26 protein-coding genes are annotated in these 25,584 nt (G+C 34.0%); 6 read left to right on the forward strand and 20 right to left on the reverse strand.

The genetic code is table 11. From position 1 onward, the window contains the following. Positions 1 to 195: 195 nt before the first annotated feature. The 6 genes from F8154_RS04455 to F8154_RS04480 form a co-directional block, all read right to left on the reverse strand. Positions 196 to 753, reverse strand: a complete 558-nt coding sequence (locus F8154_RS04455) for a UbiX family flavin prenyltransferase (RefSeq protein ID WP_151860400.1) — start codon at positions 751 to 753, stop codon at positions 196 to 198. 110 nt (positions 754 to 863) lie between these two features. Continuing rightward, positions 864 to 1,466, reverse strand: coding sequence for a cysteine hydrolase family protein (locus F8154_RS04460; RefSeq protein WP_151860401.1), 603 nt, complete (start codon positions 1,464 to 1,466; stop codon positions 864 to 866). A 66-nt stretch (positions 1,467 to 1,532) separates the two neighbouring features. Further along, positions 1,533 to 2,948 carry a dihydroorotase gene (locus F8154_RS04465; RefSeq protein ID WP_151860402.1) on the reverse strand — a complete coding sequence of 472 codons (1,416 nt, stop codon included), beginning with the start codon at positions 2,946 to 2,948 and terminating at the stop codon, positions 1,533 to 1,535. A 22-nt stretch (positions 2,949 to 2,970) separates the two neighbouring features. After that, positions 2,971 to 4,641, reverse strand: coding sequence for a formate--tetrahydrofolate ligase (locus tag F8154_RS04470; protein WP_151860403.1), 1,671 nt, complete (start codon positions 4,639 to 4,641; stop codon positions 2,971 to 2,973). A gap of 63 nt (positions 4,642 to 4,704) precedes the next feature. After that, on the reverse strand, positions 4,705 to 5,610 hold the full coding sequence (gene ftcD / locus F8154_RS04475; RefSeq protein ID WP_151860404.1) for a glutamate formimidoyltransferase: 906 nt from the start codon (positions 5,608 to 5,610) through the stop codon (positions 4,705 to 4,707). A 56-nt stretch (positions 5,611 to 5,666) separates the two neighbouring features. Then, positions 5,667 to 7,253: a methyl-accepting chemotaxis protein gene (locus F8154_RS04480; protein ID WP_151860405.1), complete on the reverse strand. Its 1,587-nt coding sequence runs from the start codon at positions 7,251 to 7,253 to the stop codon at positions 5,667 to 5,669. 376 nt (positions 7,254 to 7,629) lie between these two features. Between F8154_RS04480 and F8154_RS04485 the strand changes: the two genes are divergently transcribed. Beyond that, entirely contained in the window at positions 7,630 to 8,322 is a 693-nt protein-coding gene (locus tag F8154_RS04485) for a cyclase family protein (RefSeq protein WP_151860406.1), read from the forward strand. A 26-nt stretch (positions 8,323 to 8,348) separates the two neighbouring features. Here F8154_RS04485 and F8154_RS04490 read toward each other — a convergent pair whose 3' ends face one another. The 6 genes from F8154_RS04490 to F8154_RS04515 form a co-directional block, all read right to left on the reverse strand. Then, positions 8,349 to 10,073: a PucR family transcriptional regulator gene (locus F8154_RS04490; protein ID WP_243141166.1), complete on the reverse strand. Its 1,725-nt coding sequence runs from the start codon at positions 10,071 to 10,073 to the stop codon at positions 8,349 to 8,351. Positions 10,074 to 10,186: 113 nt separating this feature from the next. Further along, positions 10,187 to 10,825 (reverse strand): cyclodeaminase/cyclohydrolase family protein, encoded by a 639-nt coding sequence (locus F8154_RS04495; RefSeq protein WP_151860408.1) that lies wholly within the window; start codon positions 10,823 to 10,825, stop codon positions 10,187 to 10,189. 99 nt (positions 10,826 to 10,924) lie between these two features. After that, the gene (locus F8154_RS04500) at positions 10,925 to 11,467 is read right to left on the reverse strand and encodes a TDE2712 family protein (protein WP_151860409.1); all 543 of its coding nucleotides are present in this window, start codon (positions 11,465 to 11,467) and stop codon (positions 10,925 to 10,927) included. Positions 11,468 to 11,550: 83 nt separating this feature from the next. Next, the gene (locus F8154_RS04505; RefSeq protein ID WP_151860410.1) at positions 11,551 to 12,264 is read right to left on the reverse strand and encodes a flavodoxin family protein; all 714 of its coding nucleotides are present in this window, start codon (positions 12,262 to 12,264) and stop codon (positions 11,551 to 11,553) included. Positions 12,265 to 12,304: 40 nt separating this feature from the next. Next, positions 12,305 to 12,772, reverse strand: coding sequence for a nucleoside recognition domain-containing protein (locus F8154_RS04510; RefSeq protein WP_151860411.1), 468 nt, complete (start codon positions 12,770 to 12,772; stop codon positions 12,305 to 12,307). Continuing rightward, positions 12,769 to 13,194, reverse strand: a complete 426-nt coding sequence (locus F8154_RS04515) for a nucleoside recognition domain-containing protein (RefSeq protein WP_151860472.1) — start codon at positions 13,192 to 13,194, stop codon at positions 12,769 to 12,771. Before F8154_RS04515 ends, F8154_RS04510 begins: the two co-directional genes overlap by 4 nt. A 273-nt stretch (positions 13,195 to 13,467) precedes the next feature. On the opposite strand from F8154_RS04515, the gene F8154_RS04520 reads away from it, so the two are divergent. After that, positions 13,468 to 14,250: an SDR family NAD(P)-dependent oxidoreductase gene (locus F8154_RS04520; RefSeq protein ID WP_151860412.1), complete on the forward strand. Its 783-nt coding sequence runs from the start codon at positions 13,468 to 13,470 to the stop codon at positions 14,248 to 14,250. 93 nt (positions 14,251 to 14,343) lie between these two features. Here F8154_RS04520 and rluF read toward each other — a convergent pair whose 3' ends face one another. Further along, positions 14,344 to 15,039 (reverse strand): 23S rRNA pseudouridine(2604) synthase RluF, encoded by a 696-nt coding sequence (rluF, locus tag F8154_RS04525; protein WP_151860413.1) that lies wholly within the window; start codon positions 15,037 to 15,039, stop codon positions 14,344 to 14,346. A gap of 317 nt (positions 15,040 to 15,356) precedes the next feature. Here rluF and F8154_RS04530 point away from each other — a divergent pair, with 317 nt between their 5' ends. The 3 genes from F8154_RS04530 to F8154_RS04540 all read left to right on the forward strand — a co-directional run bounded on the left by F8154_RS04530 (position 15,357) and on the right by F8154_RS04540 (position 20,249). Then, a complete protein-coding gene (locus F8154_RS04530; protein WP_151860414.1) occupies positions 15,357 to 16,730 on the forward strand; it encodes a pyridoxal-phosphate dependent enzyme in 1,374 nt (457 codons plus the stop codon). A gap of 386 nt (positions 16,731 to 17,116) precedes the next feature. Further along, a complete protein-coding gene (locus tag F8154_RS04535; RefSeq protein ID WP_192930160.1) occupies positions 17,117 to 19,060 on the forward strand; it encodes an HD domain-containing phosphohydrolase in 1,944 nt (647 codons plus the stop codon). A gap of 118 nt (positions 19,061 to 19,178) precedes the next feature. After that, a complete protein-coding gene (locus F8154_RS04540; RefSeq protein WP_151860416.1) occupies positions 19,179 to 20,249 on the forward strand; it encodes a baeRF3 domain-containing protein in 1,071 nt (356 codons plus the stop codon). 23 nt (positions 20,250 to 20,272) lie between these two features. Here the strand turns inward: F8154_RS04540 and F8154_RS04545 are convergent, their stop codons facing one another. The 6 genes from F8154_RS04545 to F8154_RS04570 form a co-directional block, all read right to left on the reverse strand. Beyond that, positions 20,273 to 20,941 carry a hypothetical protein gene (locus F8154_RS04545; RefSeq protein ID WP_151860417.1) on the reverse strand — a complete coding sequence of 223 codons (669 nt, stop codon included), beginning with the start codon at positions 20,939 to 20,941 and terminating at the stop codon, positions 20,273 to 20,275. Beyond that, on the reverse strand, positions 20,935 to 21,504 hold the full coding sequence (locus F8154_RS04550; protein ID WP_151860418.1) for an NAD(P)H-dependent oxidoreductase: 570 nt from the start codon (positions 21,502 to 21,504) through the stop codon (positions 20,935 to 20,937). The genes F8154_RS04545 and F8154_RS04550 overlap by 7 nt, the downstream gene beginning before the upstream one ends. 14 nt (positions 21,505 to 21,518) lie before the next feature. Then, positions 21,519 to 21,995: a flavodoxin domain-containing protein gene (locus F8154_RS04555; protein ID WP_151860419.1), complete on the reverse strand. Its 477-nt coding sequence runs from the start codon at positions 21,993 to 21,995 to the stop codon at positions 21,519 to 21,521. 24 nt (positions 21,996 to 22,019) lie between these two features. Continuing rightward, the gene (locus F8154_RS04560; protein ID WP_151860420.1) at positions 22,020 to 22,412 is read right to left on the reverse strand and encodes an FMN-binding protein; all 393 of its coding nucleotides are present in this window, start codon (positions 22,410 to 22,412) and stop codon (positions 22,020 to 22,022) included. A 30-nt stretch (positions 22,413 to 22,442) separates the two neighbouring features. Then, a complete protein-coding gene (locus F8154_RS04565) occupies positions 22,443 to 22,895 on the reverse strand; it encodes a MarR family winged helix-turn-helix transcriptional regulator (protein ID WP_243141168.1) in 453 nt (150 codons plus the stop codon). 114 nt (positions 22,896 to 23,009) lie between these two features. Continuing rightward, a complete protein-coding gene (locus F8154_RS04570) occupies positions 23,010 to 23,522 on the reverse strand; it encodes a GNAT family N-acetyltransferase (RefSeq protein ID WP_151860421.1) in 513 nt (170 codons plus the stop codon). 191 nt (positions 23,523 to 23,713) lie between these two features. Here F8154_RS04570 and F8154_RS15030 point away from each other — a divergent pair, with 191 nt between their 5' ends. Next, positions 23,714 to 24,472, forward strand: coding sequence for a LysM peptidoglycan-binding domain-containing protein (locus tag F8154_RS15030; RefSeq protein WP_192930162.1), 759 nt, complete (start codon positions 23,714 to 23,716; stop codon positions 24,470 to 24,472). 124 nt (positions 24,473 to 24,596) lie between these two features. Here the strand turns inward: F8154_RS15030 and F8154_RS04585 are convergent, their stop codons facing one another. Next, a complete protein-coding gene (locus F8154_RS04585) occupies positions 24,597 to 25,523 on the reverse strand; it encodes a M15 family metallopeptidase (RefSeq protein WP_151860422.1) in 927 nt (308 codons plus the stop codon). Positions 25,524 to 25,584: the final 61 nt, after the last annotated feature.

The following is a 25,584-nucleotide window of genomic DNA, read 5'->3' on the forward strand; positions in this document are numbered from 1 at the left end:
CTCTTAACTCTTAACTCTTAACTCTTAACTCTTAACTCTTAACTCTTAACTCTTAACTCTTAACTCTTAACTTTTAACTCTTAACTCTTAACTCTTAACTCTTAACTCTTAACTCTTAACTCTTAACTCTTAACTCTTAACTCTTAACTCTTAACTCTTAACTCTTAACTCTTAACTCTTAATTTTTAATTTTTCTTACTTCTCGCCCCATCTTTTAAATAGGTTATTTTCTATATCAAGTTGATCTAGTGCTCTACCAACCATTATGCTTACAATCTCTTCAATGCTTTCTGGTAGATGATAGAAGCCAGGGGCAGCAGGTAATATTTTTACTCCCATACGGGCAAGCTTCAACATGTTTTCCAGATGTATTACACTTAAAGGTGTTTCTCTTGGTACGATCACAAGCCTTCTACCTTCCTTTAGCACCACATCTGCAGCCCTAGTCAACAAATTATCAGACATTCCATGGGCAACTGCTGCTAAGGTTCTCATTGAGCAGGGAATAATAATCATTCCATCTGTCTTAAATGATCCACTTGCTATGGCGGCGGCAAGATCATTATTGTCATGATATACTGTAGCTAAACTCTTTAACTCGTCTAAATTCATACCGCACTCATGATTAACGACATACTCACCCATTTTTGATACAACTAAGTGGGTTTCTATATTTAGTTGCTGTAGAACCTTCAAAAGGCCTACTCCATAAATGGCACAGCTACCACCAGTTACTCCTACTATTATTCTCATTAGCATCACCGCACTTTATTCAAGTTTTCCTTCTGAAGATTAACATCACTTAGATAAATACTATTAGCCTGTTAATAAAAAGCTTTATTAGTTAACAGGCAATAGTAATACTATTCTACTTGGTTATTGGCATCTCCTCCACCAATCCAAGGGTCTTCTCCCTTTTCCCATGCTTCAATATACTCATCTATAGTCATAACCTTAGAAAAAATACTTAAATCCTTTAGTCCATTTAAGTGCATTTCTTCAGTTTTAGAAGCACAACCATCACTTAAGGTTATTACCTTGTAGGCATTAGCTAATGCATCTGTAGCAGAGCTTCTAACACATACATTTGTCCATACTCCTGTAACTACAACAGTGTCGATGTTTTCTTCCCTTAAATATAGGTCTAAATCTGTATGGGCAAAGGCACTGTGTCTTCTCTTAGGAACGATATACTCGTCTCCTTCTGGGTAAAGCTCTGGAATAAAGTCTGAACCCCAAGTACCCTTAACTGCATGTAGAGGTCTTACTCTAAAGTCTGCATCATTCTTTCTGTGGGCCTCTTGAATGTGAACTAAATGAATGTCATCATCCTTACGATTTCTTACCCATTTAAAAAGCTTCTGAAGATCTGGAATTATTGTTTCACCACCTGGACATCTTAGTGGTGCCTTTACTCCTACAAAATCATTTAGCATATCTATTACTAATATAGCGTGTCTTGGCATAATCTCTCTCCCTTTCAAAGTTAGTTTTGTCTAGATTGGTATAAATACCAATCTAGACAATTATAATTAGTATTTAATAACTCTCTCAAGCTTTTGTATTCTTTGTCTCTTAACAAATTGACCATAGCCTGGTTTACCAACAATACCTTCTTTATCATCATATACAACAGTTCCACGAACAACAGTTTTAACTGGCTTACCTTTTAGTTTAATACCGTGTAATGGGTTGTATTTAGCCATAGAGTAGGTTTCTTTTTGATCTATAGTCCATTCTCTTTCTAAATCTATAATTGTAAAGTCAGCATCTGACCCTATCATTATAGCACCTTTTTTGGGGTATAAGCCATACATTTTAGCAGCATTTGTACTTAAAACCTCTACTAATCTGCTTAATGTAAGTCTTCCCTTGTTGTAGCCTTCACTAACTACTATAGGAACTAATGTCTCTACTCCTGGTATTCCTGGAAAGGCTGACCAAATGTTCATTCCTGGACCTTCTTTTTCTGTTGCAATTTCGTATGGGGCATGGTCTGTAGCCATAAAATCTACGCTTCCATTTTGTAGACCTTCCCAAAGCTCTTCGTTATCCTTCTTTGTTCTTAGTGGTGGTGCAATCTTTGCAAATTGCTTATGCTCTGTCATTGCATCTTGGTAATTAAGCATTAAATAATGTGGGCATGTTTCCGAAGTAACACTTGAACCTCTTTTCTTAGCCTCTCCAATCAGCTTTGCACCAACACCAGCACTCATATGCACTATGTGAAGTCTTGCTCCTGTAGCTTCTGCAAAGTTTATACCTAGCTCAATTGCTGATCTTTCAGCTTCAACGCATCTAGCTTCTGCCCAAGCTGGACCATCTGTTCTACCTTCTTTTTCAAACTTTTTAACGAAATAGTCGCACATAGCAAAGTTTTCAGCATGAATTCCTACTGGTACACCTATTTCTGCAACCCATCTGAAGGCCTCAAGCATTTCAGGGTCAGTTACTCTCTCGTAGGTTGGTACTGAAGGTGTCATATAAACCTTGAAGGCGCAAACCCCATAATCTGCTTGTTCCTTAACAATATGCTTTTTACCAGCTCTTATATCTTCACCGGTTACTCCACCCCACATAGCATAGTCAATAACAGCTTGATCCTTAATAGCATTAAGCTTATGCTGTAGCTCCTCTACACCCCTTACTGATGGCTTAGAGCAGCATGGCATATCCATTATCATGGTTAATCCACCAGCTGCAGCTGATGATGATCCAGTTAAAAATGTTTCTCTGTGGGTAAAGCCTGGGTCCATAAAATGGGTGTGGGAGTCGAAGCAGCCTGGTAATGTTAAGTGTCCCTCTGCATCAATCTCGCTATTGTACTCTATACCCTCTAGATCAGTCACAAATCCTGCTATTTTTTCATCCTTTACTAAAATATGAGTTAAAACTGTTTCGTCACCATGGGGTATTTTTGCATTTTTAACAACAACATCGTATTTCATTAAAAAATCCTCCTTTTTATTTTTAGAATAAGCCTAAAATCTCTCCATCTTCTGTAATATCCATATTATTTGCTGCTGGTATCTTAGGTAAGCCAGGCATTGTCATTATGTCTCCAGTTAAAGCAACTAAAAACTTAGCACCCGCTGAAACTCTAATTTCTCTTACTGTTACCTTAAAGCCCTTTGGTTTTGCTAAAAGTGTTGGGTCATCTGATAAGGAATATTGTGTTTTAGCCATGCAAATTGGCATTTTGTCTAATCCTAGTTTTTCAATGTTTTTAATTTGCTTTTCGCAGCCCTTAGTAAACTCAACTCCATCAGCGCCATAAACCTCTTTTGCTATTTTTTCAATTTTTTCAGGTATAGATAGCTCAACATCATATAGTGGTTTGAAGCCAGTAGGTTTCTTTTCTATAGTTTCTACAACCTTTTGTGCCATTTCTTTACCACCTTCACCACCATTTGCCCAAACATCTGACAATACTACTTCAGCACCTAAATCCTTACATTTATCAAAAATGTATTGTAGCTCTGCTTCTGTATCTGTTGGGAATTTGTTAATTGCAACAACCACTGGAACTCCAAATTTTTGAACATTCTCGATATGCTTCTCTAAATTACCAAAGCCAACCTCTAATGCCTTTAGGTTTTCAGAGTTCAGTTCAGCCTTAGGTACTCCACCATGATTCTTTAATGCTCTGGCTGTGGCAACTATTACTGCACAATCTGGCTTTAACTCAGCAAAGCGACACTTTATGTCAAAGAACTTTTCTGCTCCTAGATCAGCACCAAAGCCAGCCTCTGTTACTACGTAATCTGCTAATTTAAGGGCTAACTTTGTTGCCATAACACTGTTGCAGCCATGGGCTATGTTTGCAAAGGGGCCACCATGAATGAAGGCTGCTGTGTTTTCTAATGTTTGCACTAAGTTAGGCTTAATTGCATCCTTCAGCAGTAAGGTTAATGCACCAGTTGCGTTTAAATCCTTTGCTCTAACAGGTTCATTATTGGAGTTATAAGCTACTATCATGTCACCTATTCTTGCCTTTAAGTCCTCCATGCTGGTTGCTAAACAAAGTATTGCCATTATCTCAGAAGCTACTGTAATATCAAAGCCATCCTGTCTTGGTACTCCATCACCCCTGTTACCTAGACCTACAACAGTATTTCTAAGGGCTCTGTCGTTCATGTCTAAAACTCTTCTCCACACTATTCTTCTAGTATCTATATCTAAGCTATTACCTTGATGAATGTGATTATCCAGAAGTGCAGCCATTAAATTATGGGCAGTTGTAATAGCATGAATATCTCCTGTGAAGTGTAGGTTAATATCCTCCATTGGTACCACCTGAGAGTAGCCACCACCTGCTGCTCCTCCCTTTACTCCAAAGCATGGACCAAGTGATGGTTCTCTTAGGGCTGTAATCGTTTTCTTGCCAATTTTGTTTAGCCCCATGCTTAATCCAATATTAGTTGTTGTCTTTCCTTCTCCTGCTGGTGTTGGATTAATAGCAGTAACTAAAACTAACTTTCCATCAGGCTTGTTTTCTAATCTTTTGAATACGTCTAAGGAAACCTTTGCTTTGTACTTACCATAAAGCTCAAGCTCATCCTCCAGTATTCCAAGATTTTGGGCTATGTCTGTAATTGGTTTCATCTTCGCCTCTTGGGCTATTTGAACATCTGTCTTCATTTGTTATATCCCTCCGTAGTATTTTATCTCAGCGGTGTTACTATGCTCCCACTTTTTATCCCTTTACTTCATTAAATGTGTTTCAAGTATTTGCTCTTTTCTAAAGCCTTCTAATCCTAGATAATATTCTAAGGAGTTAATTATATAATCTAGCTTAACAGGCCCAACTATCTCTGATCCAGTAACAGCAACTCCATACCTAGCTGCCTCCTGCTTAACAAAGTTAAATGCCCTGTATAAAGGTGTAGCTCCACAATCAAACATGTTCATTGATACTACAACGCCTTCTCTTTCTGGAAACTTAATGCCTACTGCTCTAACAGTTGAAAATCCACCACTAGGTCCTCTTACTCCCTTAGCAATGGCTTTAGCAATGCTTAAGTCGTCGGTTGCTAAAAAGATATTATAGGCTGTCAAACCTTCTAAATCTGCACTTACAATAGTAGCCCCAGCTGTTGGATGCAGGGCTGCTGGTCCAACATCAGGCTTTCTTTCATCAGTATGGGCAACCTCCTTTAATCCCTCATATTGACCTTTTCTAATAAAAGAAAGTGCTTTTCTATCTTCATTTCTTGCATTTTGTCCTGAGAAGAATACTGGAACCTCAAATCTTTTATATATTTCTTCTCCTATTTCTTCTGCTAGATTAACACATTCTTCAATTGTAATGTTTTTAAATGGAAATATAGGTATTGTGTCTTGAGAACCTATTCTTGGATGAGTTCCTTCTTGCTCCTCCATGTTAATTAATTCATAGCTTTTTTTAGCCATATTTAGTAGTGCTTCCTTAAGGGGGGCTGGCTCACCAATAACAGTAACAACTGTTCTGTTGAAGTCATGCTCTGGCTCATAGCTAACAAGACTAACACCTTCAACGTTTTTTAATGGTTCAACTATTGCTTCAATTACTTCTTTTCTTCTTCCATCACTAAAATTTGGTACAGCTAAAACATACTGCTTTTCTGTCATAAAATCTAACCTCCTTAATATATGTTGTATATTTTTGTAAGATTACTTTTGAAAAACTAAAACTTTAGTAAAGTGTCAATAGATAATCCTACTTGATATATAATACCCTTATCATCAATTGTTGCTAAAAACTTAAAAAGCCTATTATCTTCCACCCTTTTCTTTACAGGGGTTGTAACCTTCATTGTGGTTCCCTCTTTAAAAGCATTAAAGCTTTTATCTATTTTGTATAGATCTAACCCTATAGAATCCTCTACGTTGCTAAATTTAACTACTCCTTTATTATCGGTAACATAAATAGCATCCATTCCTGTTTCTTCAATTAGACTAGCAACCCGTTGTTGGTCTATACCGTTTTGCTTAATGGTTGTCTGTATGTAGTCTACTGCCTGCTGCATTTTCCCCTCCATCACCCTACTGGTTACATGTTGTTGCATGTCGTCTGCCTTTTCGTATAGGGTGTCGGTAATCTCTTGAAGATTAATTAGCCTTTCATTTTGTAATAAAACTTCGGCTGTTGATTGCTGCATTGTAGCCGATATTTCTTTAGAAAAGTCTGTGGCCTCTACAATATTGGAGCCAATGCTTTTGCACTTTTTATTTACTTTCCCTATGCTTTGATTCATATTTTCTACTTTATCTACACTTAGCTGCAAAGCGTTATTGACCCTATTGAAGTCTTCTACTGTGTGTTCTGTTAATTGGTAGCTTTCATCAACCTGTTGCTTTTCCTCCTCCATCCATTGACCAATTCCAGTAATTTCTTTTTTAAGCTCTAGTAATACCTCTTCAATTTGACTTGAAATAGTCCTTGTGTCTTGGGATAGTTTAGATACTTCATTGGCTACCACAGCAAAGCTTTTTCCATGCTCCCCAGCTCTAGCAGCCTCTATAGAGGCATTAAGTGCCAAAAGATTTGTTTGCTCTGTTATTGAGTTTATTAGGTCCATCATGCCTTCCATTTTATAGGAATCTTTCTTAAGCTTATCAACTTGCCCAGCAGTTATCTCAACTGCATTTTTAATTTCCTTCATTTTGACTTTGATGGTTGCAGTAGAATTAATTCCCCTTTGAGCTTCTCTAATTGTATTTGCTGTAAATTTTGCTGTATTATCCATTTCTAAGCTTACATCATTTAGGGTGCTAATCATTTCATTATTGTTTTTTGCTATTATATTAAGCATTTCAAATTGTTCTTCACTCTTTTTGCATGTTACTTCAGTTGATGCTGCAATGGTGTTCATTGTTTCAGTGGATTCGTTAGAAACTTCATTTAGACTGCTACTTACCTCTGCAATTTTTGTTGAGATATTAACCTCTTGTCTAAAATTTGTTTTTAGATTTTCCACCATTGTTTTTATATCCCTTAGTATTGTTCCACAATAGCCTATTTCATCTTGTGGAACCTCAAACATTAGGTCATTTTTATTGATTTTTTCAATGGAACTTTGTATCTTTTTTAATGGTCGATAAACAAAATAATTATATAATACGGTTAATATTATGGGTATTAGTATAACGTTTAAAATGACTAATGCAATTTTAGAACCGTAAACTGCTACAACTGCATTTAGTAAGGTTAATGCTAGAATAGTTGATAGGATTACAAAGCTTATTAGAACCTTCTTTCCCCTCGGAACCATAATTTTCCTCCTTATCCCCTAGGCTATGTTTTTGCCTCTATTTAAAGGTACCACAAAATTGAAAATATTTCTTTGTAGTTTTTACATGAATATTCCCAGTTATCTTATGGATAATTCATTGTAGTTTTGTGAAATATATATAATTTTTCTGACTTTTTAAAAATTTTAAACTGCGTATATAAAGTCCAGTTATTTGGTAATACTTTAACCTATAGATTTTATTCATTATAATAAACTCAACTGGGTAATATAAATAGTTGTCCATTAAAGTAGGAATTTCTTATAAAAAAATGTATAATTAACTTATTATTGCCTGGATCTTCTCTTTCTTGAATTCCTTATCCCACGTAATTCAAATTGAGAAAGGAGAATAATCATGACTCTACGACTTATTGATTTATCGCAAGAAATTTTTCAAGGAATGTCTGTATTTCCTATGCATCAGCCTACCTTTATAATGACAAACATGACCCATGAAGATAATATGAAGGCTACTGGCAGTAAAAAACTAGGGTTCTCTGCAAGAAACCTTTTAATTAGTGAACATGGTGGCACCCATTGTGATGCAGTATGGGAGTATAAACCGTCTGGAGCAACCATAGAAAAAATGCCCCTTGAGTATTTCTGGGGAAGTGCTATTTGTATTGACTTGTCCCACATTCCACCCACCCGTTATATAGAACCAAAGGATTTATCTTTAGCACTTGATAAGTCTGGACTAACTATCGAAAAGGGAGATATTTTACTTATGTATACAGGTCACCATGATCGCCATTTTGGTACTGATAAATGGCAAACCACATATAGTGGGTTAAGCTACGAGGGTGCTAAGTGGCTTGCTGAAGCAGGAGTTGTAAATATTGGTGTAGATGCCCCTGCTATCGATCATCCAGAAGACCTTGACTTTTCAGGGCATTTGATATGTGGTGAGTATGATATAACAAATACTGAAAATCTGTGTAACCTGCATTTAGTTGTAAATAAAAGATTCTTATATTTTGGACTTCCTTTAAAAATTCGCGATGGATCTGGCTCACCTATAAGAGCAGTAGCGTTATTAGAGGAGTAACTACAATAGCCCTTATTTATTAAGGGCTATTTTCTTAGTATTTTCTTTATTTTCAATGCTATTTCTAGGTTAAGCCTATCCTTATGGTTATCTAGGCTCATTCCTGTTATGGCTTGTATTCTCTGTATTCTATATAAAGTAGTATTATAATGGGTGTATAGTTCCTCAGATAGTTTTTTTAGATTTCCATTGTTTAAAAAGTAAGCCTCTAGGGTTTTAACCAATTCGGTAGACTTTCTTTCATCATATTCTACTAATTTTGAAATAGTTACTTGATAAAATCTTTCAAGCTCTTCGCTAAGGTAATCCTGACATAATATTTTATATATGCCTAACTGCTCAAAATGTATAACACTACCACTATCAATGAGTTCACCACTAATAATTGCTTTTACAGCATCAATATAGCTTTTATAAACCTTTGATAGTCCCCAGTAGGAGCGACCAACACCAATTTTAAAATCCTTAATATTTAATCTTCTCAACAATACCTTTTCCAGCTGACTACAGAAATTATTTATCTTATCTTCACTATTACATTCCTTTGTTAAGCTTAATAGGATATATAGGCTATCGGTTTTATTAACTATAAAGGCCTTTAGCTTTAAGCCTTCAACCAAGCCTTCTGTATCATTATTTAAAAGAGAAACCTTTTGTAAAAGCTCATCTGCCATTTTATTATCTTGGTTTTCTAATTGAACAACAATCATTTTATACTGCCTATCAGGTTCCAGCTTGAAAACCGATACTTTTTCCATTGCTTTTTTTTGCCTATTTACATCTAATGATAATAAATCCTCAATAAACTCTGACCTATGTCTATTTTCTACATCTCTAATTGATAGCTGTTTTAATACTTCTAAGGCAATAGTGGTTGATGCTGCCTCTAAAATAGACAAATCAAAGCCTCCTAGGGGTGTTTTAAGTGCCCAAGTAAACATATGACCATATACATTGTTTTTAACAATAATGGGCATTACCATTCTTCTAACATGCTTACCTGTAATAATTTCTACAGTTTCATTAAATTTCTTCTCCCTTACTTTATCTATTCCATTATAAAAACGACCATAGTTATTTAGTATCTCTATCCTTACATCTTCTGGTAGCTCCTCTAATCCCATTAGTACATTATCATTGAACTCAAGGTTTATTAGAATTGGGTTTTGTAAATTCTCATAAACTACTCTGGATATATCGTTAACATCTCCACCACTTAATACAACATTCATTAATTGTTCGTGTACGTTTTCTATTCTCTGAAGTAATGTAGCCTGCTTATTAAAGATTTCTTTAAATATTGAAGTCATGATGTCAGATAAAGGTGTTTCATGATAGATATCAATTATAGGGAAATCAAGCTCATCTGCTAAATCAAGAACCTCTTCAGGAAGCTTATCTAAATATGGATATATTTTAATGCCTATACCTGCTAGTCCCTTTTTTGCACAATTTTTTATCAGTTCTTTTTGAATAGCTATATCTTCATTCTTGAAGGAGTAGGCGGTTGTCAATAGAAACTCACCTGCATCAACCCAATCAGCAAAATCTGGATCTGCAGTAATATTAACTTTAGAAATTGTATTATATAGTCCTCTATTGCCTGCAATAATTTTGCAATTTTTCATCCCTTTAAGTCCCATAGCATCTTTGATTGTGATACCATTTTGTCTAATCATATGCTCCAGCTCCCTTACATCTTTGCCTTGTAAAATATATACAATATGCATGGCCCATTTAATATTAATCATTTAAATATTCAGTATTATTTTCTAAAATCCTTTAATTATTTATTATTTATATAATATTTTAAATATAACTAAAAAAAATCTTGAGGTTATCAAGATTCTTTTTTTACAATAGCTTAAAGCTTTGAATAAACTAATTCAATTACTTCATCCTTAAGCTTTGTGCCTTCCTTTAAAATCATCTCACATTCACTATTTATCCCTGAAACATATTCTTCATTCTTTAATCCCTGTAAATTAATTCTAACATTAAACAACGCACCCTCTAATCCGCCATAGGCCATAAGAGCTGCAACTCCAATGTCTGTAATAGCATTAACATTTCCAGATTCAGCAAAAACCTTTTGACACTGAAGCACCTTTAAGCATTCCTTAGCTGCTGATAAAGGCACCTCTAAAGCTCCGATAGTTGCCTTTTCTATAGCTTCTTTTCTTGCTTTTTTATCTTCATCTGTTTCCTTTGGTAGCTTAAAGGCTGCCATTACTTCGTTAAATGCCTTTGTATCTTCATCAATTAGCTTATTAAGCTGTGCTTTTAGCTCTATAGCAAAATTGTGCTTTTTTTGTATTACATTTTGCACCTCTGAGTCTAATTCATTATAGGCTTTTCTACCAATAGTTAAATTTCCTACCATAGCTGTTAATGCTGCTCCTAAGCTACCAGCCAATGCAGATACACTACCCCCACCTGGTGTTGGCTCTTTACTTTCAACCACTTCTATAAATTCTTTAACAGTTTTGTCGACTAACAACATATCTTTGCCGCCCCTTTCATTAGTTTGTTACATGTATATTTTACACAATTCATTGAATTTAAGTCTATGTAGAATATATACAAAAGAGGAAGGCTAAGTTTAGCCTTCCAATAGTTCCTGAATTTTCTCTTCAATATAAGCTGTAATAGGTTTGTCCCCTATTGATGCTTTGTTTTCTTCATATAAGTCTGGTTTTACTCTAAAGAAATTGATAATTAGCTTGTTATCAATAATCTTATATTCATCAGTGTGACTTGGTAAAAAAATCAACTCAAGCTCTTCATGGCTGATATTCTTATTATGGCTATTTATTTTTTCAACAAGTGAATCTAGGTTTAAAGTTTTTAATGGAGCCACCATCAACTTAGTATAATCTAAATCCTCCATCATCCACATATTATTATTCCAAAAAACCCTTTCCTTTTTGTTATCACTGTGGAAGATTTCTCTATTGGATATTGCACTTAAAGCTCTTCTTACAGATTCACTATTAAATTCATTATCATAAATATAGCTCATTTCTGGTTGCTGTGCCTGACTGTTAAGATAAGCCTCTCCAACCTTTTCCCTTTCACTTGTTGCTTGCCAGTAGTAAAGCATACCTTCAATTACATCCAGCTTGATTTTTATCCTTTTAACCATAACAAACACTCCTCTACTTTAAGACTCTTAATAAGTATATACTTAATACATTACTAAATCAATTTCAACAAAGGTATTGATTTTTAGAAGGGACTATTCTTTCCCATTAACCATCCTTTTTTTCTCCAATATTCCTTGTCTGCATTACCATCCTTATAGCCATTGATCATTCTTCTCATCATCATAAACATTATTCTAGTAAATATCTGTGGTCTCAATAAATCTCTTTTTTCTAACATAAAATAAAAGGCTCTTGACTTTTTTCTTAATAATCTACTAAGCTTTTCCTTCTTAACATCACTCATATCTTCCCAGTTCTTGGCAGCCATGCTGAAGCCACACTTTATAACCCTTTTAACTCCCCAAAACTTGAGATTCCTTGCAATAGGCTTAATGGCATAGCTGGTACCTGTACCTGCAGTAGTAGATATAACCATTGCTACCTTCGAAAACATTTCCTCCATAGGCCTATGGGGAAGATACATATAGGCAAGGTGATCTAAAAATGCTTTCATTCCACCACTTTCAGCTAAAACATATACTGGTGAGGTTAAAATTAAACCATCTGCCTCCCTCATGGCTTGGACAATTGGTTGAATGTGTTTTGAGTGGGGGCATTTGTCTTCACTAACTTCAAAGCAGGTATAACAGCCACAGCAAAAGCTAGGCATATCAGCAGGTAGAAAAAACTCATCAAACTGTATACTTGTAGCTTTTAATAATTCCTCTTTAATTATTTCAGTAGCTTTATAGGTATTTCCTCTTCGAGGACTACCATGAATTATACAGACCTTCAATACCTTCACCTCATTTAATATTATTTTTTATTCCTTACCCTTATGATAAATTCTCCTGTCTTATTTCTTGTAATTCAGCAGCTGGTAGCTTTTTTGAAAATATATAGGTTAGTATAAATGCCGCAATTAGTCTTGTAATTAACAGTATATACCCATTTGCACCTACTGCAACAAATATAAGTGTATCTTCGAAAACTGCATGACATGACACTAAAAATATTGTTATTAAGGTTAAGTCCCGTTTGTTTAAGTTGCCTTCCTTAGCACTTTGAATAATAACCCCTGCTCCATAGGAAAGACCAAATAAAATACCTACCAATAGTGGTAATACTGTTTCATTCGATGTTTTAAATATTCTTGCTAAAAAATTGAAGGGTTTAGTAATTTTGTCTAATACTTTATAATCCTTTAAAATTTGTAGGGTTATCATTATAGGTATTATTATTATTGCAATCGAGTAAACAGAATTAATGCTTCCAAATGTAGCCTCTTTTAAAATATTCATCATATAATGGCACCTAACCTTCCTACAATTACTCCCGATACAATTGCTAGGCTTATTCTAATGAGTATAACCTTAGTAACGCTTATTCCCAGCTTCTTTGAAACAGCTGTTTCTACTAATAATGAATGGGAAAAAGAAAGCATCATTGCAATAATTGTTACTTCTAATGGGGTAAGTTGAATTGCATTTATTCCTCCAATGGCTGCATATAGGTTAAGTATATTACCTAATACCAATATAATAGCGGCTTCCCCTGGTAAATTAAAGACTGCCATAATAGGCTTAAATATCTCAGCTATCCAATTAATAAGAGGTGTATATTGTAAAAAGGTTATTATAAAATATACAGGAACTATTACCTTTGCTAGCATCCACGTGGTTTCTACTCCTTTTTTTATGCCTTCCTTTATTGAGTTTATTAGCATCAATATTCAACCCCTTTTTATGCAGCCTTAAGTAGTTTTATGATTACTATTACTAGTATAGTATAACAAAGGTTTTAATACTTCTCCACTAAAAAATATTCACCTGCCGGGGGGACACCTCTATGTTTTACTTGCACTTGTCAGAGGGAAGCCACACTCCCAATATTTTACTCATAAAATCAATAAATTTGGTAATAATTATTATATTAGTAAAAATATTCTGAGTCAATAATAAGCAATATAGTAAAAAAGCACATCATTTGGGAGGTCAATATGGATATAAATGGAAAATGTATTGTTTTAACTGGAACAGCTTCAGGTATAGGAAAAAGTCTTTTAGAGCATCTACTTCAATATAATGTAAAAGTAATAGCAGTAGATAAAGAGGAACAGCCTTGGTTATTTTCCCACCCAAAGGTAATTCCTTATCAATGTGACATTAGTAAAAAGAAAAATATTGATATGCTATTTGAGTTTGCAGTAAATAAATTAGGTGTTGTTGATATATTCATAGGTAATGCAGGCTTTGGATATTATGAGAAAATTGTAATAGAAGATTGGGAGAGGATAGAAAAAATCTTTCATACTAATGTTTTTGCTTCCATCTATGCAGCAGAAAAAATGTATGCTCTAAATAAAGATAGGAGATACATGATTGCATTTACAGCATCGACTATGGTTGAGTTTCCTATTCCTGGGTATGCTTTATATGCTGCAACAAAGTGTGCACTGGATGGTTTTATAAGGACCTATAGATACGAAATGGGTAATAAGGGTAAAATATTAATGATTTACCCTATATCTACCAAAACCCAGTTTTTTCAAACAGCTGGGAATACTAGACCTCTTGAATGGCCATTGCAAACGCCTGATAAGGTGGCAAAAGCTATTATTAAAGGTATACAGAGGGAGAAGGCCTGTATCTATCCTTCGAAAATATATAGTTTGGGTAAAATTATATCCGCAGTTATACCCTTAGTTCCTAAACTGTATATGAAAAGGGAAATCATGAAGCTAGAAAAATGGCATAAGTCTTCATTACATCCATATAACTAGCTTGCATCAGGGGTTTAATCTTGAAATATCTTGCATTTACTGCCTATTTAGGTTAATTGCTTCTAGTATACGTCTAAAAAGTTGTCAACAACCCTATCCCCGTGACACTAAGTCTGTGAGCTGTTTTAATTCTTTTTCTTTTATGTATCGCCATTCCCCAGTTTTTAGTCCCTTTAGGGTTATGTTCATTATACGTATACGCTTCAGCTTAATTACCCTATAGCCAAAGGCCTGACTCATTCTTCTTATCTGTCTGTTAAGCCCCTGTGTTAGAATTATTCTAAAGGTTTTTTCATTTATTCCTTCAACTACACATGGCTTAGTTATTTGTCCCAAAATAGAAACCCCATTTGCCATACCCTTAATAAAGGCTGAGTTTATGGGTTTATTAACTGTAACTATATATTCTTTTTCATGGTTGTTCTCAGACCTTAGTATTTTATTAACTATATCTCCATCATTAGTTAAAAGAATAAGCCCTTCGGAATCCTTATCTAATCTACCAATAGGAAATATTCTTTGAGGATAATTTATAAAATCTATTATATTTCCATTTACATGCCTTTCTGTTGTGGAAATGATTCCTGTTGGCTTGTTTAAAGCAATATAAACAGATTTCATTTTATTACCAATTGGCTTATTATCAATTTTAACTATATCACCTGGCCTAACAATGCTACCAACTTCAGATATACTACCATTAATAGTTACTCTTTTATCAAGTAGTAGCTTATCTGCTTCTCTTCTGGAGCAAATACCAGTTTCACTTATATATTTATTGATTCTCATTTAAAATACCTTCCCCGTTGTTTATTTCTATTTCTTTATTAGCTTTATATCGGAGGCTTTACGACATTCCCCATTCTTAAGGAGGAGATATGTATCGCCACCCATGAAAGCAAGTGGAACTAAGCTTACTTTATTTTACAGCATAGTTTTAAAGAAGTCACTAAAAAATTATACCTCATATTAGGGTTAGTAATTATGCAATTTCCTATGCTTTTGGTAAAAATAGTATTAAATATGATTGGCTAGAATTTTTTGGGGTATATATTTAAATATTTGGTATATATCTATAATTAGTACAAACTATAAGGAGGAATTCGATGAAGAATACTATTATCAACATGGTGGGAAAAACCCCCTTGGTGAGAGCAGAAAACCTAGAAAAGGAATTAGGTATATCGAAAATATATCTTAAGTTAGAGGGTAATAATCCATCAGGTCAACGTTTCGACCGATTAGCACATTTATTAATAAAGGATGCAGTATCTATAAATAAAAGAACTATTTGCATGGGTACACCAGGTCCATTGTCCAACTCCCTTGCTTTAATATCACAATTTTATGATGTGGAATGTGTTTTTGCATTCCCTACAAGCAGTAGGGCATTAAAAAACAAACTGTTTAATAAGGAGAACATTAAACTTGTTGAATGTGGAAAAACACAAGCTGAATGTGTAAACTATTGCTCTGAAATGAGTGAAAAACACGGATGGTATAATGCCACCTTAGGAATGGAGAATAATATTTTAAATATGACTGCATTATCCTTCATTTCCCAAGAGCTACACAACCAGGTAAAGGAAGAAATTGATACTGTGTTTTCACTTATGAGTTACGGTTTTTCAGTGTCTGGACTACACTTAGGCTTTAGGCAGCTTTGGATTAATAACCATATTAAGAAACTACCTAAGCTGTACAATTGTACTATAAATGAAGGAAATGTAATTTATGAATCCTACAAAAAAAATTCACTAAAGATCAAGCCGTTGCCTAATGAAAAAATAAAAGTTACTAGATATAACAGACACTTACTCAATTTTAATAGCTCTATAGCTCAAGATGCATTAGATTCAATATATGATGCTAACGGAACAATTACTGGTATTACCGAAGAGGAACTATTAAAGTACACAGGTAAGTTTAAAAAGATAGAAAATATTAAGTTTAGTACAGAAAATGGCTATGCTATTGCAGGATTTATGAAGGAAGTAGAAAAAGGTAATATTTCTAATGGTAATCATGTAATTCTGCTGAATGACGGAAGAGTTGATTTAGACGTCAGAAGGGTTACTAGAAATGAAGTTGATATGTCTATAGACGAGATTGTAAGCAATATAGATGAATGGCTAATGGAGTATACAGATCCTCTTTATGAGATTAAAGAAGCCTTAGAGCAAGCATTTGAAACAGGCTTCGTGTTAATGTCCTTTTATAACAACCAATTGTCTGGTATATCTGTTATTGTACATACTGGCTTTGAGAATTTTATACCAACCTATCACCTAGGCTATATAGCTACAAAACGCACTATTAAGGGTCGTGGAATAGCTACACAGCTTCTAAGAAAGGCTATTGAGCTTTCTGGTGGAAATATCTCATTACATGTTGAAAAAGACAACAATAGAGCTATAAAGCTTTATGAAAAAATGGGCTTTAAAAAATCCTATCTAAGAATGATTCATCAATCCCGATAAACAAAATATTATAGTCACCATACTAATTAGCTTTAGTGTTGGTGGCTATTTTTTATGTAGAGATTTTTATTTATTAAAAGCAAGGTGTTAATAAAAAATTAACATAAACACCTGCTATTAGTAATTTAAAGTAGTCTAGGCTTTTTTTTAGTCATATTCTTATATATTTCGATATTATTTTAACAAATTATTATTAATAGAGTGAGTATGCAAATATCAAAGTGGTATATATGACATATATTAATAAAATAAACAAACATAATAAATTATGCTGTTTCAACCTTTATAATAATATTGACATTGATATATATTATAATAGCAATGTAGGAATTTGTTATTTTTTGACGATGTTAGCAAAATTCAAAATCCCTACTAAAGGAGGTACAATGAATAGTTTAAGAGGAATAATTACAGTAATTTTAGTTATTGTACTAATCATATTAATAAGTGTTAGTCTACTTAACTTTTTTTATGTAAATAGTGTCTATAATGACCTTGAGGATTTATATAAAGCAATTATCTTGTCTCAAAACATACATAACGATATTAACTTACCACTTAAGGTTATAAACAATATCGAAAACCAAACAAGCTCTAATCAGCCTATGGATTCTGATAGATACGATAGATTGTTGGAAGCCTATTTAAGTAATTATAGCAAACTAACCGAGAAAACTGATGCCTTATTGACTACTACCTCAGTTTTAGAAGAAATGTTAGAGGACTTTAACAGCCGAATTATATTAAATGGTACAAATGAATTTAGAATATTGTCAAAAGATATTAATAGTGTTTTAAATAATACAGATTATTTTATATTAAGCTTCAACAGCATGCCCAAAAGCGAGATAGTAAATATTTATAGATTAGATTCAAGTGCCATAAGAAAAACAGCATTAAACTACGATAAGCTAAAGGTGGAAATAGATAGCTCCTTAGATAGCTTTAGAAGCCTACAAAGATCCCTTATCACAAAATATATATCTATAGTTTTTTTATCCTTTATGATAACACTTGCAATAATTATTGTTTTAACAGCTGTACTTATTAAACTATTAAGGACTGACATTCCCTTTGTAGTGAAAAGCTTTAATATGCTCTATGCCCATGATTACGATATTAATAATTTACCGAAAATCCATGGAATTTTCAAAGAGGAAATTCAGGTGAAAAAATTTGTAGAAGGTGTTTTTCAAGAGCAAAAGATAATAGATGAAATAAAGCAAATCTCCAGTAGTGAATTTATGCTGGAGGATGTGATTGATAATATTTTTAAGATAATACATAAGCCCTTGAAAACCGACAGAATTGGTGTGGCCTTTATCAATTACCCTCAAGAAAAGATTATAGCAGAGCATGGTGTTTTTAAGTATAATAGAGTACTACTTGGACCAGGCTTTGAGGTTAGTTTAAAGGATACAACCTTAACTGATTTAATTAAAGAAAACAGACCTATAATTACCCATGATATTGATCAACAGCTGATTAAACGGCCGGATAGTAAATCCCTACAGCTATTAAGGGATGAGGGTATAAAATCTAATATGATAATACCTATAACGACAAATAAAACCGTTGTTGGTTTCATCTTCTTTAGCTCTATTAAGGAAAACAATTACGATGAAAAAGCTTTAAGACTAGGTAAAAACATTGCTTATGAATTATCCTCTATTATAAACAAAACATATTTAACAAAGCTAATGTTTACTAATGTAACAAAAACCTTTGCAGATATAGTTGAGAAAAAGGATTACGAAACTGGGGACCACATTAAGCGTATGACAGCTTATTCTAAAATAATAGCTTCAAAGCTTATTAATCACCCCCACAAGGATTATTCTATTAAGCAAAGCTTTATAAATGATGTAGAAAACTATGCTGCTGTACATGATATTGGTAAAGTTGCTATTCCAGACTGCATTCTAAAAAAGCCTGGAAAACTAACCTCAGAAGAATGGGATATTATGAAAGCTCATTCAACCATCGGAGCAGATTTATTAGTAGGTCTAAAGGATAGCTTGCAAATATTCAATAAGAATTTCTTTGAAATGGCGATTACTATTACAAGATATCATCATGAGCGATGGGATGGTTCTGGATATCCTGAAGGGTTATCTGGTGTATCTATTCCTTTAGCAGCAAGAATTGTGGCAATAGCAGATGTGTTCGATGCCCTATCATCAAAAAGAATATACAAAGAGCCCTTAAGCTTTAAAGATTCAGTAAAGCAAATTAATATTGGATCTGGTAGTCATTTTGACCCCGAGTTAATTAAGATATTTAATGCATCAATTGGTAGCATAAGAGAAGTATATGAAGACCTTAATTAGAATCTAGTTTAATAAAACTAGATTTTGTTGTTTATTAAGCTTTTGTTGGGGTAATTAGAATTATAATGTGTATTAATATTCATGGTATTGATACGGTGTTATTAGAGGAGGCTAATAAATGAACTATTTAACTAAGGACTTACTTACCAGCTTAATCAAAGAAAACTACAATGAAAAATGTGTATCTATATTTATTCCAACAGCACAGGTGGGTAAGGAAGCATCGGTTGGTAGTATTAGTCTTAAAAATCTATTGGATATAGCAAAAATAGAGCTACAAAAGGATGGCTTTTCCTCCAAAAAAGCTCATCAGTTTTTAAGATCTGCCTACGACTTAGTTGATAATTCTATGTTTTGGAGCTATCAAAAGGAAGGTCTATGGATTTTTATAACCTCCGAGGAAATAGATTATTATAGATTACCTATAGGCTTTAAGCAACTAGTTATTCTATCTAAAGGACTTTATATACAACCATTGCTTAAATTTTTTGTAGCAGATACGGATTTTTATATATTAGCACTAAGTCAACAAAAAATTAGATTAATACATTGTACAAAGTATAGCTCCAAGGAAATCAATAATGATATAAATAACAAATGGGAATCTGTATACCAGAGTAATGGCATAGATTGCGAGGATAGCAAGAAGGGTATTTGTAAATTTTTACAGCATGTTAGCAGCAGCTTACTTAAATATATTGACGTAAAGGATGCTCCTATAATATTAGCTGGTGTAGACTATATACTATCAATATTCAAGGAGCTACAACCCCAAATCAATATACATAAAAAGGTTATATTAGGAAACTCAGATGATTTAAGTGTAGATGAGCTTCATGGTAAGGGTTTGGAACTACTTGAAGCATATTTTAATAAGCCTATCCATAAAGCCCAAGAAGAATATAAACATAAAAGTGAATCAAAACAGGTATGTAACTGTATTGAAAAGGCTATTTCCTCTGCTTATAATGGTAGAATTAAAACACTACTTGTTACTGCTGGAGTACGGCAATGGGGTACATACAAACCCTATTCAAATGATATTATTTTATATGAGGATAGAAAGCCTAATTCGATAGATCTAATTAATTTTGCTGCAACCCATACTTTTTTAAACGGTGGTAAGGTATATGAAGTAAATCATGGTAAAGCACTGGATAGCTACTGCTACGGTATCTTAAAGTATTAAATGTCGAAGCCTTTAAGGGGCAACTATATATAGGGTTTTTCTTCTATATTAGTGGCACCCATTTGCAGTGATATTTTACGGCTCTTATAATTTAAGTATAGAGCTAAGGGCCAATATAATATCTTAGGTATTTTAACCGTCAGCAACTCTTGAGATTTTGCTGGAATTTTTTCTCCCTTTAGAATATTGTCGATAGCATAATCAAATGCTAATATCATTTTTTCACCCTTTTTGCCTAAATCCTCAAGCAAGGCACCATCTAACATTGCCCCACCACCATAGCCTAAGCCTCCTAGCCAGGTCATATTATGGTCTTCTGCAAAGGATCTACAGGCATCAAGCACCGATTGACAGAAGCGGATTTCTGGAAATCCACACTGACCAATTGCAAAGGTCCCCTTACCCTTCAGCTCTTCACCATATTTTTTTGAAAGCTCTTCTAAAAACCATATTGTTGGATATGGTAGTGTATCAACGTACACTGGTGCAATAAAACCTATTATATGACAATTATTGATAAGCTCCTCTAAATCTTCCAAACTAGACTTACCTTTAAAATAATCTATTGCATTAATAATATCAGCATTGCTATCTCTTTTTTCTGATAGTGCTTTAATAGTTCTTGCAAAGCTATAGGAGGTTTTATTTCTTCTAACGCTTCCATTTACAAGAATAATCTTTTTAGCTACCATGCCGACACCTCCTTAACCAAATCCATTATCTCATTTTCAGCCTCTGCAGATTTATTATTTAAGCTAATAGTTATTGCTTTGTGATGGGGAGACTGCATATTCAACGCATTTCTTTCTATCAACAGCTTAAATGCCTGCTTTTGGCCTTCAGTAGTATCTTTTCCAACACCAACTCCAATTAGATTATGATACCCATAGCGCATAGGATGCAATAGATTGCCATTCTTTACAGTGTAAAGGGGTAAGCCAATTAGAGTAAACTTATCTACTGCTTTTTTTAATAGAGATGAGTACCCTCCAAATGTAATTGGCGTAAGGAGGATTATACCTTTACTATTGGCTATGGCTTTAATAATACTAGGTATCTCATCTTCAAAGCCACATCTTCCTGGAGTTTTACTTCCACATGATCCACAGCCAGTACATGCTAATATATTCATATCCTCTAAATCAAAATAGTTGTAGGTAATTTTTTTGTTTTCTAAGTTCCTCGTTAATAAATCTGTAACTCTTCTTGCACTGATGTTATCTTTACTTGAGCCATCAAGTATTACCCAATCCAAATCTTTTCCCCCTTTTACTTATTCATTAATTCTGCAAACCTTTCAATATTATCATATAAGTATTTCGCTGTATCTTTATTGGTCTTTGCAACCTTCTTTGTTATAAATCTATCAATAAAGCTCATTTTACTTATAGTAAACTCTCCACCAAAAACCTCCTTTGCTTTAGCCTTTTCAGTAAGCTCTTGTGGAAAGGAACTATACAATTGATCTAAGGCTTCTTTTTCATCTCTCATGCAGCAAATATATAACCCCAGCTGTTTATTTTTTAAGGCCTTAAGATTATCTTTGCAAAAGCTTGTCACCTCTTTTTGTATGCTACCAATATAAATTGACCCACCAATAATTACTGTTTCATACGTGGATAAATCAATATTATTTTTAGTTTTTAAATTGATGCAGTCAACTTCACCAGCTAGCTTTTTTGCAAGTATTTCAGCACATTTTTCTGTAGCACCATATTTTGTTGAATAGACAATTAAAGTTTTCATTATAATCCCCCTCATATTTTTTTCTTAATTAACTGTAAGAGCATTTTCAACAGCTTTGCTTATGGCATTACTGCTAACTGTAGCTCCACTAATTACGTCTACATTTAAGGACTGTTTTTCTAATATACTATCTATCACCTTTTCCGCTTTTCCACCTAGTCCATTTTGATGTCTTTCTATTGTTATATCGGTAATTTTATTGTCCTTTACCTCTACCACTACCGACACCTTAACAAGCCCAGCATCACATTCTCCAGTATAGGCTCCATCGCTAACCTGGCTTAAATCCACATCATTAACTACAATTTCTGGTGACTCCTCTAATAGTCCCATTGAATTAAGTATAATCATATCTACAACCATTAAAGCAAGCATTGTAGCAAATATTATGCCTAATATTTTAAAAAGCTTCTTCATTTTACTATCCCCTTTGTTTTCTTTATAGTTTTACTCCGTTTCCTCTATCTTTGATGATAGCTTGTATATACCTCTATACATCCTTACTAATTCTTCATCCTTAATGTCTCTAAAAAGCTCCCTTAGAAAAAGGTCACTGTCTGGTTCACGTTGACTCCAGAAGGAATAGCTTTTTTCAGTTAATCTAAGTCTAATAACCCGTTTATCATTATTATCTTTTTCTAGTGCTAAATATCCCTTCTTTTCTAGCTTAAGTGCAATTTGCTTAACATTTTGATGTGAAGAGCCCATTACACGTGAGACTTCTTTAAGGGTTGGTGGACTATCAAAAAACTCCTCAATTACTGCCGTCATAAGCCACTGCTTTGTAGTCATGTCAAACTTTGCAAGTTCCCTATCTAGTACTACCTGTAGCTTATTTGCTAATACAAAAATACTTCCAAATATATGCTTTTCCATGTGCAAATCATCTCTTATTTCCATAGAACACCTCCTAAAAAAGGTAATACATTACCTACATAAGTAATATATTACCTTTTTGTATTTCTGTCAAGCATTTTTATGTTATTTTTTAAATTAGTACAGCCTATAAAAGCTTTAATACTCCTCCCTTAGTATAGACATAATGTTCAAAGAGTAATATTGATTGTTATGCTTTTTACATTTTCTTAGGGTTCCTTCATGTGTAAAGCCTTCGCTTATATATAGCTTTATTGCTCTTTCATTGTATTCAAAAACATCCAACCATAGACGATTACAATTAAGTTTATTAAAGCACAGCTCTTTTATTAGTCTTACACATTTTCTTCCATAACCCTTTCCCTTATGTTTTAGAGCAATTCTGTCCAATGATATAACATCATCTTTACCTTCTAATCCCGATAAAATTACATAGCCAATTATCTCTGTACTGTTACTGGCTCTAATAATCAAATGTAGCTCATCCTTCATTTCAATAGACTTAAGATGCCTTTCCCTTGACCATAAATATACATATCGTCTCTTTTGATGATCATGCTGTACTTCTTCTATACTCAACACATCATCAATATCTCCTTCAGTTGTATAGCATAGCCTAATAGTCTCATCCTCAATAACTACTTTAGTGATAAGCCACTCCCCCTTTGTTTTGCTTTACCTATATTTTATAGTTAGTTATAGACAAAAGCAATCGACTACTAATAAAACATCTATTAACGGTTATACACAAATCATATGAAGAACCTATTGATTTTGACTGAATATACTATAGTATACTATCCTACCATAGTATATTTTATATGTGAAAAGGAGGAAATCAAATGTACTACTACTATAATCAATTACCTTGTCCTGCTGGTACAGCACCATATATTATTCAGGCTGGGGATAATTACTTTAGTTTAGCTATTCGTTTCAATACAACTGTTCAAGCCATAATTGCCGCTAACCCAAATATTAATCCGCTAATGTTAATGATTGGTCAGAGAATTTGTATACCAACACCAACTACATGCCCAACAGGAACAACTCCCTACACCATTAAGGTAGGGGATACATTCTTTAGTATAGCTAGAGATAAAAACATCTCAGTTGATGCTCTATTAGAAGCAAACCCTGGTGTAGATCCCGATAGATTATTTATTGGTCAAATTATTTGCATACCAGTTGTTCCACCGCCAACCGTTTCTTGTCCTACGTTGAGGGAGGGCAGCAGAGGTGCTGATGTAGAAAGGCTTCAAAGATTATTGAGGGACGCTGGATTTGATCCAGGACCTATAGATGGAATTTATGGGCCCAGAACTAAAGCTGCAGTTATTGCTTTTCAAGAAAGTAAAGGGCTATCTGCTGATGGTATAGTAGGTGTTTTAACTTGGACTGCACTTGGTATAGACTGTGACACTCCTCCACCTCCAGCTTGCCCCACGGGAACCACTGCCTATACTATAGTAGCTGGTGATACCTTCTTTAATCTTGCTAGAAGATTTAATACTACAGTTGATGCAATTAGGAGGGCTAATCCCAATGTGAATCCAGATAACCTTCAGATCGGTCAGGTTATTTGTATACCAGCATCTTAAAGGAGTCAAAAAAAGGCCTATACTAATATAGGTCTTTTTTGACTCTTTTTTATTCTTCCTTTAGCAACCCTTTACTTAAGCGGTTTGTAATCTATATGCTATGTTTTAGGAAAAGATAAAGCCTTTAGTAAATATCCCTTCTTGAATATTCAAAGCCTAGATACTCTTCTAAAGTAATATCACTGCTGTAAATTGCTTCGGCCTCTTCTTTTCCAACATACCTTAAATGCCATGGTTCATAGGTGTAGCCAGTGGTTGTTTCTTTTCCCTTTGGATATCTAATAATAAAACCAAATCTGTGGGCATTTTCCTTTAACCAAATACCCTCTTTAACATTACCTAGCTCTTCTGTTAGCCTTAAGGCTACACTTCTGCTGCTAACATCCATTGCAAGTCCTGTTTGATGCTCACTTTGTCCTGGAAAGGCACTAGTTTTATTGGCTTCCTTTTCTCCCTTACGCCTTACATTAGCTTCAAATATTGATTTTTGTCGACTGTAGGAGCGGTAACCCGATACAGCAAACAGCTCAATAGCATCCTTCTCTGCCTCATCAAATAGCTCCTCTAATGCTTCAGCAGCTACCTTCCTCATATACTTCTTTGGTAAGTCCTCACTAAAGGAAAAGCTTACATTAGGTATAACTAAATCACTTGGAACATAGTCTGAAGGTAGTTGTCTTTCTTTATTGACAAGCACCAATATATCCTCTGGGTCTTCAACATTAACTATATTTTCTTCCTCCTTGTGGTTTTCTTCAACCTCTTGATTGTTATCAGCTACAGCCTCTACTGATTCTTCGCCATTGGTTTCTGCTTCATCAATTTCAACCTCTTCAGCTTGATCAGCTTCAGCCTCTTGATTTTCTTCTGCCTCTTCAATTGCAGCTGTTTCTTCAGCTTCTTCTGTAGCCTCTTGGTTAGCTTCTGTTTGTTCTTCAGTAACTTCCTCAAAGCCTTCTGCCTCTACTGGCTCCTTAAAATTCATTCTTACTAAACCAAACACCATTACAACCAGTAGAATGGTTAAAAAAGCTATAGTCCCCTTTTTCATTGGTATATTCTCCTTAATTTTGTCTATTATTTTATGTCATTTTGCTTATCAAATATACTAT

Origin of the sequence: Alkaliphilus pronyensis (assembly GCF_009017275.1) — a bacterium.
GTDB lineage: Bacteria > Bacillota > Clostridia > Peptostreptococcales > Natronincolaceae > Alkaliphilus_C > Alkaliphilus_C pronyensis.